9 protein-coding genes are annotated in these 10,912 nt (G+C 70.7%); 5 read left to right on the top strand and 4 right to left on the bottom strand.

What is annotated here, in order from left to right:
• Positions 1 to 614 precede the first annotated feature (614 nt).
• Positions 615 to 1,124 carry a GNAT family N-acetyltransferase gene (locus ACTWQE_RS32375; protein WP_443332662.1) on the top strand — a complete coding sequence of 170 codons (510 nt, stop codon included), beginning with the start codon at positions 615 to 617 and terminating at the stop codon, positions 1,122 to 1,124.
• A 9-nt stretch (positions 1,125 to 1,133) separates the two neighbouring features.
• Here the strand turns inward: ACTWQE_RS32375 and ACTWQE_RS32380 are convergent, their stop codons facing one another.
• From ACTWQE_RS32380 to ACTWQE_RS32390, 3 genes are all read right to left on the bottom strand, one after another.
• The gene (locus tag ACTWQE_RS32380) at positions 1,134 to 1,847 is read right to left on the bottom strand and encodes a hypothetical protein (RefSeq protein ID WP_443332663.1); all 714 of its coding nucleotides are present in this window, start codon (positions 1,845 to 1,847) and stop codon (positions 1,134 to 1,136) included.
• Between the two features lie 187 nt (positions 1,848 to 2,034).
• Positions 2,035 to 3,390, bottom strand: coding sequence for a pyridoxal phosphate-dependent decarboxylase family protein (locus ACTWQE_RS32385; protein ID WP_443332664.1), 1,356 nt, complete (start codon positions 3,388 to 3,390; stop codon positions 2,035 to 2,037).
• A gap of 56 nt (positions 3,391 to 3,446) precedes the next feature.
• A complete protein-coding gene (locus ACTWQE_RS32390) occupies positions 3,447 to 4,826 on the bottom strand; it encodes a glutamine synthetase family protein (RefSeq protein ID WP_443332665.1) in 1,380 nt (459 codons plus the stop codon).
• 467 nt (positions 4,827 to 5,293) lie between these two features.
• Between ACTWQE_RS32390 and ACTWQE_RS32395 the strand changes: the two genes are divergently transcribed.
• The 4 genes from ACTWQE_RS32395 to ACTWQE_RS32410 all read left to right on the top strand — a co-directional run bounded on the left by ACTWQE_RS32395 (position 5,294) and on the right by ACTWQE_RS32410 (position 9,609).
• Positions 5,294 to 6,100 (top strand): acetoacetate decarboxylase family protein, encoded by an 807-nt coding sequence (locus tag ACTWQE_RS32395; RefSeq protein WP_443332666.1) that lies wholly within the window; start codon positions 5,294 to 5,296, stop codon positions 6,098 to 6,100.
• Positions 6,101 to 6,304: 204 nt separating this feature from the next.
• Positions 6,305 to 7,777 carry an aldehyde dehydrogenase gene (locus ACTWQE_RS32400; protein ID WP_443332667.1) on the top strand — a complete coding sequence of 491 codons (1,473 nt, stop codon included), beginning with the start codon at positions 6,305 to 6,307 and terminating at the stop codon, positions 7,775 to 7,777.
• Positions 7,770 to 8,759: a 3,4-dihydroxyphenylacetate 2,3-dioxygenase gene (locus ACTWQE_RS32405; RefSeq protein ID WP_443332668.1), complete on the top strand. Its 990-nt coding sequence runs from the start codon at positions 7,770 to 7,772 to the stop codon at positions 8,757 to 8,759. Before ACTWQE_RS32400 ends, ACTWQE_RS32405 begins: the two co-directional genes overlap by 8 nt.
• Before the next feature lies 1 nt (position 8,760).
• Positions 8,761 to 9,609: a fumarylacetoacetate hydrolase family protein gene (locus ACTWQE_RS32410; RefSeq protein ID WP_443332669.1), complete on the top strand. Its 849-nt coding sequence runs from the start codon at positions 8,761 to 8,763 to the stop codon at positions 9,607 to 9,609.
• A 225-nt stretch (positions 9,610 to 9,834) separates the two neighbouring features.
• On the opposite strand, the gene ACTWQE_RS32415 is transcribed toward ACTWQE_RS32410, so the two are convergent.
• Complete coding sequence (locus ACTWQE_RS32415; protein WP_443332670.1) at positions 9,835 to 10,572, bottom strand: gamma-glutamyl-gamma-aminobutyrate hydrolase family protein; 738 nt, start codon at positions 10,570 to 10,572, stop codon at positions 9,835 to 9,837.
• Positions 10,573 to 10,912: the final 340 nt, after the last annotated feature.

The following is a 10,912-nucleotide window of genomic DNA, read 5'->3' on the forward strand; positions in this document are numbered from 1 at the left end:
TCGGCGGGCCCGGGCTGCCCGGATGCTGTGTCCGGCCGCATGGCTTCACCGACAGCGGGTGGCGCATGTGGGGTGGAACGTCCCGCACCAGGGCGATCAGCGACTTGTACGCATGCACGGCTCGGAGGGACATCGGTGCCGGAGCTTCTCCCCCACCGGCGACGACCGGGGTCGCCAGCCTTCGGCCGCTCCGTCCGGAAATTGCGTCCGGAGCGTATGGGGTATCCAACCGGGCAATTCCCCACCCACGTATGGACCGTACGGTTGTCCAGCATGTGGGGCGCGCTGTCGCCGGTGCCTTGTGCCGGCCGCGGTCGCCGGCTCCCTCTCGCCGGGGCACGGCCGCATCGGGCGCGTTCGGGCCGGGCCGGAGCCGCCCCCCATGGCCCGCCGGGTCTCGGTGTATCTCTCCACTGCCGCATTGGATCCGCCGTAACGACAGGATTTCATGGGTGCGTCGGGAAAGGCACCATGCCGTGGCTGAAGAGCGTCCGTACCGGCTTCGCCGCGAGCCGCGCGCCGCGCATCTCCTCCCCTCACCCGGCCGGCCTGCGCAATGGCCTGCGCGGCCTGACACCATGAAAGCAACCGGAAAGACCGGAAAGGAAACGCCCATGCCCGATGTGCGCCAGGCCCATGTCTCCGACCACCGCGCGATCCTCGAGTGCATACAGCAGTGGTGGGGCGACTCCCGCACTCCCGACCAGGCCCGTCAATTGTCCCTGCTACTGCCGAAGTTGTTCCTGCAGCACTTCTCCAGCACCAGCCTGGTGCTGGAGGACGCCACCGGGATCAAGGCGTTCCTGGTGGGTTTCCACTCCTCCGACAACGAGGACGAGGCGTACATCCACTTCGTAGGAGTGGACCCGGACCTGCGGGGGCAGGGCGTGGCTCGCGGCCTCTACACACTGTTCTTTCAGCGTGCCGCCGAGGCGGGCCGCAGCAAGGTACACGCCATCACCTCGCCTGCGAACACCGGGTCCGTGGCGTTTCACCGGGCCATGGGGTTCGAACTCGAAAAGGGTGATCGCGAGGTCGAGGGCCTGCCCCTGCACAGCGACTACGACGGCCCCGGGCAGGACCGGGTGTGCTTCTCCAAGAGGATCGGGGACCGCACGCGGTGACGCAGGTCCTCAGCGGGGGCCGACGGGCGGCACCCGCCGAGGGGAGGCCAGCAGGAAACGGGCGCCGCTTCGGGCGGCCTGATGTTCCGAGACCTGCCATCCGGCACGTTCCAAGGCCCGGCTCAGCCTGTCGAGCTCCTCTTCCAGACGTGCCCGGCCTGTAGCCGCGGGCTCCCGCGCGGGCCACGCCCACTCCACGCGGACCGCGTCGGCCTGGGGCCAGGCCACCACCCGGTAGCCACGCTCCGTCCGCTCGCCGGAGACACCGATCGCCGACGGCGCGCAACCGGCAGCCTCCAAGGCCAGCGCCGCCGCCGACAGCAGATGCGCCCGTTCCCAGGGGCAGGGGATGTCCGTCTCACCGGCCCGGTTGGTCATACGTCGCAGCTGGAGCAGTCCTTCCCAGGCGCTGCGCACCTCCTGGTCCCGGCCACAGCCGTGGTCTCCCGGTTCGGTCTCGTCACCCGTCCGGGCAGCGAACACCCCCGGCTGGCCCGGGGCCTCGGCGGCCGGGCCGGCGGGAGCAGGAGGCGGTTCGAGCAGCTGCTCGCGGAGCCTCCAGCCGACGGGAGTCAGATAGCAGCGGCGCGGCGGCTTCGGGTGCCGGAACGCCCAGCCGCCTGCGACCAGCGCCTGCATCTGCCCGGGTGTGCCCCTCAGCAGACCGGTCTGCGGATCGGCCGCCTTCACCAACCGTTGCTGCTCCCGCGTCGGCTTGGCCACCCGGCCATTCTCCGCCAGGTGGGTCCGCGAACGCCCACCCGTACCGCGAAGAGTTCCCCTCTCCACGGACTCATGTGCTGCCGAGCCTCCATGCAAAGAGACAAGGGATTCCCGCCAGGCCAGGTTCCGGTGTGCAGGGAAGGAGTGTCCCCGGCGCCACCCCTCTGGGGCCGGCGGGCCGGCGGTGTCAGACGAGCTTCTCCAGCCGAGCGTGGAGGTGCGTCACATAGCGCTCAGACTCCGGCTTCATCAGCACACTGCGCAGAAGGCGCGCGCCTTCCGCGTCAGCCGTGACGCCCGGGTGGCGCGCCGCGAAGGCACGAGCGTCCGCTCGGAGCGTGCTGAGGAAGACCGGGTCGGGTTCGGTCATGCCGTGCTGGAGGACGCGCGCCGAAGCCTGGTCGATGGCCGAGAGGGCAGCGGGTTCCGTGACGGGGAAGTAGGAGACGATGTCGAGTTCAGGTGCCTGATAGAGCGTCAGGAAATCGGAGGAATCGATCAGTTGCGACCACTGGAGTGCCGCCCGGCGCCCTGCTGCCAGTACGGTGCCCAGGCCGTCGGGCGTGGGCGGCAGGAGCTGGAAGGTGAGCCAGAGAGCTGCCGCGGCGGCTCCGGCGCGGGAGCATTCGAGGCTGATCTCTCCAAGATGCAGCTCGGTGGAGGTGAAGTAGGTGTACGGGGAGTCGTGGAGGTAGAAGCGTCCGACGTCCGGGTCGGCGAAGAGGACCGCCCCGCAGCCGTAGGGTTGCAGCCCGTGCTTGTGCGGGTCGACGACGACGGAATCGCACTGCGCGATGGCCCGCCACGGTGCCTCCGCCAGTCCGGCCGGGCCGTCGGCGCCGGCCAGCAGGGTGAAGAACCCTCCGTAAGCGGCGTCGATGTGGATACGGACCCCGTACTTCTCCCGCAGGGCCAGGGCTTCATGGATGGGGTCGATCGCGCCGAGCCCGGTGGTGCCCGCCGTGAGGACGACCGTCCCCACGCGGCCGGTACGCAGCAGGTCCTCCAGCGCGTCGAGGTCGATACGGCCCCGCCCGTCCACGGGTACGGCGTGCCCCTCGATGCCCAGGACGCCGCACATGCGGCTATGGGTGTAATGGGCTTCCGCGCTGTAGGCGACACCCCGGCCGGGGTGCAGTTCACGGGCGACGAAGAGAGCTTCCAGGTTGGCCATGGTGCCGCTGGTGGTGAGATGGCCGAGATGAGTGGTGAAGCCGAACATACCGGCCAGTTGCTGCATCACCTCGCGTTCCATCCTGGCGGTGGCCGGTCCGCCGTCGAGCGCATGGTTATTGGGGTTGATCAGCATCGCTGTGACGTATCCGACCACGGCGGCCGGGTGCGGAGGCTTGAGCATCTGCCCGGCGTACCGGGGATGGAAGAAGGGGTAGTTGTCCTTCAGCCGCTCGGTGAACTCCTCGAAGACTTCGGCGAATCGGCCGTCTTCGATATCGAGTGACGGGTGCGTCTGGTACGGGCCGAAGTCCGCCGTCCACTCCTGGTTGGACTGTGCCGCTTGTCGGAGCCAGTGTTGCAGGTCCATCAGTTGTCCTCGTATGTGCTTCGTGGTCGGGAAGGCCTCAGCGTCCGCTTCCGGCGTCAGAGCATGCGCGAGTACTCGTGGAATTCCCAGTCGGTGACCGCGCGCTCGAACCGGGCGAGTTCCTGGCGTTTCAGGGCGACGAATACCTCGGTGAAGCGGCGCCCGATCGCGTCGCCGAGAACCTTGTCCTCTTCAAGAGCGCTCAGTGCGCCTCCCAGCGATGACGGCAGCGGCGCTCCGCCGAGGCACGGCTCTTCCGTGACGGAGTGCGGAGGTACGAGGTCGCGCTCGATTCCGTCCAGGCCGGCGGCGAGCAGGGCGGCGATGACGAGATAGGTGTTGCCGGCGCCGTCGCCGACGCGTACCTCGATCCTGGTGCCGGGGCCGCGGTCGGGAGGGATGCGGACGTAGGCGGTTCGGTTGTCGTAGCCCCAGTTGGCGGTGGTGGGAGCCAGGGAGTCGGCAGCGGCGAGCCGTTTGTAGGCGTTGACGGTGGGATTGAGCAGTGCGGTGAGTGCGGGCGCGTGCTCCAGTACGCCCGCCAGGAAGGCTTTGCCGAGGACGCTGACGCCGTCCTCGGCTGCCGGGTCAGCGAACAGATTGGCGCCGTCGGCGTCCGTGAGGGAGAGATGAACATGGTGTCCGCTGCCCGACTTCTCCTGGAAGGGCTTCCCCATGAAGGTGGCGCGCAGCCCCCGGCGTGCCGCGATCTCCTTCACCGCGTACTTGAAGAGAAAGGCGCGGTCCGCGGCGTCGAGGGCGGGCCCGTGCACATGGTTGATCTCGAACTGGCCGCCGCTGAACTCCTGGTTCCCGCTCTGCACGCGGAGCCCGAGGGCATGGCATTCGCGGATGAGCAGGGGCAGCAGCGCATCGGGGTCGTAGGAGGAGCCGACGACATAGCCGGCGGTGTCGTGCTCCGAGTACTGCCGCCAGCCGTGGGGCGCGGCGGCGTCCGGTGCCAGCAGGTAGAACTCCAGCTCGGGGGCGGCGACGGCATGCAGTCCTCGCCGGGCCAGCCGCTCGGTCTGGTTGCGCAGGAGCCGGCGGGGATCCAGGTGCAGCAGGGCATGGTCATGCGTCGTTGCCGTGATGTCGGCCAGGAGATACGCGGTGGCGGGCGCGTGGCCGGGGATGGCGAGTGTGCCCGGGTCGATACGGGCGTGAGCGTCGGGCCAGCCGCTTCCGGAACTCTCGGGGACGTCCAGTGGATTGCCGCCCAGGTCGGTGACCATCACGGCCTGACAGAAGGAAAGGCCGTGCCCCGCACCGTGTGACAGCTCGCTGACGTGGATCTCTTTGCCGCGGGCCACTCCGTGCAGATCGCTCCACAGCACTCGAACGAGGTCGATGCCCTGGGCTGAGAGCTCATCCGAGAGGGCGGCGAAATGCTCGGGTGAGCCGCTCGGATACGCGGAGGAGGGATGACAGGGCACGGCTTGCCCCTTCCGGTTGTCTGCTCGGAGCGTCCGTTTGGGACCAAACGTATGTGGTGCGCCGCTGCCTGACAAGGCTACGGCGCCGTTCCCCCGCGACCGCAGGGCGATGCCGCGGAGGCATCTCGGCGCGCCACCGCGAAAGCGTCCCGGCGCGGGGGCGCACCCCCGGAGGGAGCAGGCGCGGCAGGTCGCACCCCTCAGCACACCACCCGCCCGTGCGGCCGACCGGGCGTACTCGACAGGGTCGCACGCCGACTCGCCGACCACCCCACACGCCGAACACGCCGGCACCCTCCAGCACCAGGCGCGGTCAGGCCTTTACCCGGGAGCGTTCGCGGATTATCATTTGGGGTCAAATGAATGGCGTCGGTGCGGCGGCCGGGTCGGCGTGCCGCCCCCCTGTCGATGCCGGGAACGGCCCTGCCCCGGCCGCGGACGTCCTTCCACCTGATCGAGGAGACATCGTGTCGCTGATGCGTGGCTACTTCCACCCCAAGACGGCGACAGGCCGGTCGTCGCTCATCCCTTCCCCTCCGTGGCACTACTCCGGCGACCTCCTCACCATCGAGTACCGCACCGACCCCGCCCGGGTCCGCGAACTGCTGCCCGAGCCGCTGGAGCCGGCCGAGGAGGACCCCGGCGCCGTCGCCCTGATCTGGGCGGACTGGCAGTCCTGCTCCGGGTCCCGCGAGGAGCTGCTCGACCCTGTGCGCTCCCAGTACAAGGAGGCCTTCGCCGTCGTCCGCTGCTCCTACCGGGGCCGTACGTACTCGCGCTGTGTCCACATCTGGGTCGACAAGGACTTCGCCATCGCCCGCGGCACCCACCAGGGCTACCCGAAGAAGCTCGGCTCCATCCACATGACCCGGCCGCACTCTTACGGTCCCGCCCCGCGCCTCGAGGCGGGTGCCCGCTTCGGAGCGACGCTCGCGGCGGCCGACCGCCGGCTCGCCCAGGCCGTGGTGACGCTGCGGGAGACCTCGAACACCAACGGGTTCGTCAATGGGCACCCGATGGCGCACCACCGCTGGCTTCCCTCGATCGAGAAAGGCGAGGGCCTCGCGCTCGACGAGCTGATCGAGTCGGGTGCCGCCTCCTTCGAGGCCGGACCCGCATGGCGGGCCGAGGCCGATCTGGAGTTGTTCGACTCCCCCACCGAGGAGCTGGCCCGCCTGGAGATCCGCGAGCCGATCGCCGCCTACTACCGCCAGGTCGGTGTGGTCTGGGACGGGGGCACGCTCCTCGAATCCGGTACCTCCGGGGCCGGGTGAACTCACCGCTGACACTGACGCCACAGCCCCCGACCCCGGCAGGGTCGCCGCGGCCGCCCTCCGAGGCAGCCGCCACGCGGGCTCGGACGACACCTCCGGCGGGTGTGGCACCGGGCCACGGGCAGCCCCGCACACGGAGCAGCGACGGCCGCGTACCGCACGCGCTGATCTGCTCTCTTCTCTCTGTCACCTGGAGTACCGGATATGACCGAACACATCACCACCGTGGCCGGGGTCGCCGTCGACACCCGGCACTGGATCGGCGGCGAACGCGTCGCCTCCGTACGGACCTTCACCGACGTCTCGCCGATCGACGGCAGTACCCTCGGCGAGATCGCACGCGGCGGCGCGACCGAGGCCGAGGCAGCCGTCGCCGCCGCCAGGACCGCCTTCCCCGGCTGGGCGGCCACTCCACGTACCGAGCGCGCTCGCCTTCTGCGCGCCATCGCCGACGGCGTCGACAAGCGCCTCGAGGACCTGGCCATCGTCGAGACGCACGACAACGGCGCCCTGCTGCGCTCGCATCGCCGTGGCGTGATGCCGCGGGTGGCGCACAACTTCCGCTTCTTCGCGGACTGGCTGCTCCGCCTGGAGCACGAGGACTTCACCACACGCGGCCACACCAACCATGTCTCCTGGGACGCGGCGGGTCCCAGCGTCCTGATCACCCCCTGGAACGCCCCGCTGATGCTCGCAACCTGGAAGATCGCACCGGCCCTCGCCGCCGGGAACACGGTCGTCCTCAAGCCGGCCGAGTGGACCCCGCTCACCGCCTCCCTCATCGCCGACATCGCCGCCGAGGCCGGACTGCCCGCCGGCGTGCTCAATGTCGTGCAGGGGTACGGGGCGGAGGCCGGCAGCGCACTCGTCTCGCACCCGGATGTGCGCCGGATCAGCTTCACCGGTTCCGTGCCGACCGCCCGGCGGATCGCCGGAGCCGCGGCCGCCAACCTGGTGCCCGCCAGCTTCGAGCTGGGGGGCAAGTCGCCCCTGCTGGTCTTCGCCGACGCCGATCTCGACCTCGCCGTCGATCTGGCGGTCGAGCAGTACGACAACGCCGGGCAGGTCTGCCTCGCCGCTTCCCGCGTCCTCGTCGAGGCCCCGGTCGCCGAGGAGTTCACCCGGCGTCTCGTGGAGCAAACGGCGCGGCTGCGGCAGGGCGACCCACGGGAGGAGGCCACCGACATCGGCCCCAATATCCACCCGCGCCAGCTGGAGAAGATCGACGGGTTCGTCCGGCGGGCGCTGGCGGCCGGGGCCCGCGCCCTCGTCGGCGGCACCCCCCACGAGAAGCTGGGCGGCCTCTACTACCGGCCCACCCTCTTGACCGGCGTCGCCCAGGACAGCGAGATCGTCCAGGAGGAGGTCTTCGGACCGGTCCTGACCCTGCAGACCTTCACCGACGAGGAGGAGGCCGTCCACCTCGCCAACGACACCCGCTTCGGCCTCGCCGCCACCGTCGCCACCGGCGACCGCGAGCGCGCCGCACGCGTCACCGCCCGGCTGGTGGCAGGCACCGTCTGGGTCAACTGCTTCTTCGTACGTGACCTCCAGGCTCCCTTCGGCGGCTCCCGCCAGTCCGGCGTCGGCCGCGAGGGCGGCACCTGGAGCTTCGACTTCTACTGCGACATCAAGAACACCGTGAGCGCACCGAAGGGGTGGAAGGGCCATGGGTGAGATCGTCGGCGCGGGCCTCCTCTCGCACGTCCCCACCATCGTGCTCCCGGAGGAGACCCGGCTGGAGCTGAACGGGGACAAGGAGATCACTCTGGTCACCGGCCTCCGGCAGCTGCGCCAGGAGGTGTTCGAGACCGCGGACTACGACACCGTGGTCGTCCTGGACTCGCACTGGGCCACCACCGTCGAATTCGTGGTCACGGCCCAGGACCGGCGCGCCGGTCTCTTCACCTCGGAGGAACTGCCCCGCGGCATGTGCCGTATGCCCTACGACTTCGCGGGCGATCCCGAACTCGCCCACGGCATCGCCGCGTACGCCGAGAAGCACGGCACCTGGATCACCGCGATCGACGACCCCTGCCTCCCGATCTACTACGCCACCATCAATTTGTGGAAGTTCCTCGGCGAGGGCCTGCCCGACAAGCGCTGGGTCACCATCGGGGTGTGCCAGACCGGCGACATGGAGGACCATCTGCGCCTCGGCCGCGCCCTCGCCGACGGCATCGCCGCCACACCCGGCCGCAAGGTGCTCCTCATCGCCTCCGGGGCGCTCTCGCACACCTTCTGGCCGCTGCGCCAACTCCGTGACCACGAGTCCAGCGACCCCTCCCACATCTTCAGCCCGCAGGCGCGGGCGGCCGACTACGAACGCATCGCCTGGTTCAAGCAGGGACGCCACGACCGGGTGCTGCAGACCATGCCGGAGTTCTGGCCGTACAAGCCCGAGGCCGGCTTCTCCCACTATCTGATGATGGCCGGTGCCCTGGGCGAGGAGGCCTGCACCGCGCCCGGCCGCCAGTACGGGGAGTACGAGAACTCCATCGGCACCGGCCAGGCGCACCTCTGGTTCGATCGCCCCGCGGAGGGCTGGACCGCGCCCCGGGCCGCCCGCCTCCCCCACGGCCCACACGACCCCGGCGACCCGCAGCACTCCGTCGAACCGCAGCTCTCCCCCGCCCCGCACGCAGACCAGGAGTCCTGACATGCCCGACTACCGCCGCATCCTCCTCGACGGCGCCGTCGTCGAGACCGTCCGCGAGGGGGAGACCCTCGTCGCCGGTGACGGCCGCCGGGTCCCGGTCGACCACGCGCGCCATCTGCCACCGGTCGTCCCCTCCAAGATCATCGCTGTCCATCTCAACCACCGCAGCCGGGTGGAGGAGTTCGGGATCACCCTTCCGGACACCCCGACGTACTTCCACAAGCCGACCTCCTCCCTCAACTCCCACCAGGGCGCCGTCGTACGGCCAGAGGGGTGCAAGTGGCTCAACTACGAGGGCGAGGTCGCCATCGTGATCGGGAGGACGTGCCGCAACATCTCCCCCGCCGAGGCCGGGGACCACATCGCCGGCTACACCATCGCCAACGACTACGGTCTCCACGACTTCCGCGACACCGACGCCGGCTCCATGCTGCGCGTCAAGGGCTCCGACACGCTGTGCCCGCTCGGCCCCGGGCTGGTCACCGACTGGGACTTCCGCGGCAAGCACCTGCGGACGTACGTCAACGGTGAGGTCGTCCAGAACGGTTCGACCGATGAGATGACGTGGGACATGCACTACCTCGTTGCCGACATCGCCCGCACCATCACGCTGCACCCGGGGGACGTCCTGCTCTCCGGTACGCCTGCCAACTCCCGGCCCGTACAGCCCGGAGATGTGGTCGAGGTCGAGGTCGAGGGCCTCGGCCGGCTCACGAACCGCATCGTGACCGGCCCGGCCGCGATCCGTGACGACGTCGGGGCACAGCCCACCGAGTCCGAGGAAGTGCTGTCCACCGCCCTCGGCGGCGACTGGGAGTTCCGGGGCATCCGCCCGCCCAGGCGGCACTGAATCCCGGCGTGAAGCCCACGCCCCGCCGGGCAGGCCACGAGCTGCCTGCCCGGCGGGGCGTGTCCGCGCGCCGGGCACGGAGCAACGGTGACCGTCTCAGCAGCATACGGGCGTACGCGCGTACGCCGGTGAGACGGGCACAAGTGCGCGCGGTGGCCGACGGCGGGGTGCACACACGTGTGCGGCCAGGCCCCGAGTCCGGCCACACAGCTGTCGGCCACGGGTTCACGGACGGCCGGCGGCGGCTTGGACCAGCGTGTCGAAGAGCCGCTGCTGAGCGGGGGCGTCGTGCGCGGTGTCCTCGGGGTGCCACTGCACTGCGGTGAACCAGCCGTCCGCGCCGACGAGTTCAAGGGCCTCGACGGTGCCGTCGGCGGCCGTGGCGGTGATCTCCAGCCCGTCGCCGGTCCGCTCCACGCGCTGGTGGTGGTAGCAGGACACCTCCGCCTTCTCGCTGCCGGTGATCCGGGCGATCCGTGAACCGCGGCGCAGCGCGACCGGGTGCACCACATGGCGGTGCTCGCTCGCGGGGCCGCCCATGTCCTGGTGCAGGGTGCCGCCGAGGGCGGTGTTGACGGCCTGCAGTCCGCGGCAGACGGCCAGCAGCGGAAGGCCTGCCACCAGCGCCTGCCGGGCGACTTCGAGATCGAAGCCGTCCTGTTCGTCGTCCACGTCGTAGACGCTGTCGTGTGTGCTCACCGCGCCGTAGCGGTGCGGGGCGATATCGCCGCCGCCGGGCAGCAGCACCCCGTCGAACCTGGCGAGTCTGGCGGCGACTTGTGCTGGGTCGGCAGTGCCGCCGGGCGCGTACGGGTGGAGGGTGACGGGTTCGCCACCGGCCCGCCACACGGCCTCGACCAGGGCACGGGCACTGACCTCGGCGGCGTAGCGCAGGGCGGAGGCGGAGGCGGCGAAGCGGGCGGGGATCGCGATCAGCGGGCGCGGGGCGTCCGCAGGCCGCAGCGGCGGCGCGGATACCACGGGGCTCAGCCGGCTCCGCGCGCGCTCGGGCTGCAGCGGCGACACCGGCGCACGGCTCTGCGGCGACGCGGGCTCCGAGACCAGCGGCCGCGGCGCGCACCCGGGGAACACCGGGCCGGACGCGCGCTCGGGGAACACCGGGCCGGAGGCGCGCTCGGGGGGAGGGCTCACAGCTGGATCCAGACCGGCTTGAGCTCGGTGTACTTCTCCAGGGCGTGGGCGGACCTGTCCCGGCCGTTGCCGGACTGCTCCGCGATCCGCCGGTGCGGAGCCGGGCTCCCGCTGCGGCGCCCGCGACGATGTGGTCCAGGAGGGGCGGGGG

The sequence above is a fragment of the Streptomyces sp. 8N706 genome, from assembly GCF_052245415.1.
In the GTDB taxonomy this organism is placed as follows: domain Bacteria; phylum Actinomycetota; class Actinomycetes; order Streptomycetales; family Streptomycetaceae; genus Streptomyces.

Bases quoted from the DNA above. Each gene is read 5' to 3' on its own strand.
- ACTWQE_RS32375 (WP_443332662.1), top strand. From the start codon at position 615: ATGCCCGATGTGCGCCAGGCCCATGTCTCCGACCACCGCGCGATCCTC.
- ACTWQE_RS32385 (WP_443332664.1), bottom strand. From the start codon at position 3,390: ATGGACCTGCAACACTGGCTCCGACAAGCGGCACAGTCCAACCAGGAG.
- ACTWQE_RS32400 (WP_443332667.1), top strand. From the start codon at position 6,305: ATGACCGAACACATCACCACCGTGGCCGGGGTCGCCGTCGACACCCGG.
- ACTWQE_RS32405 (WP_443332668.1), top strand. From the start codon at position 7,770: ATGGGTGAGATCGTCGGCGCGGGCCTCCTCTCGCACGTCCCCACCATC.
- ACTWQE_RS32410 (WP_443332669.1), top strand. From the start codon at position 8,761: ATGCCCGACTACCGCCGCATCCTCCTCGACGGCGCCGTCGTCGAGACC.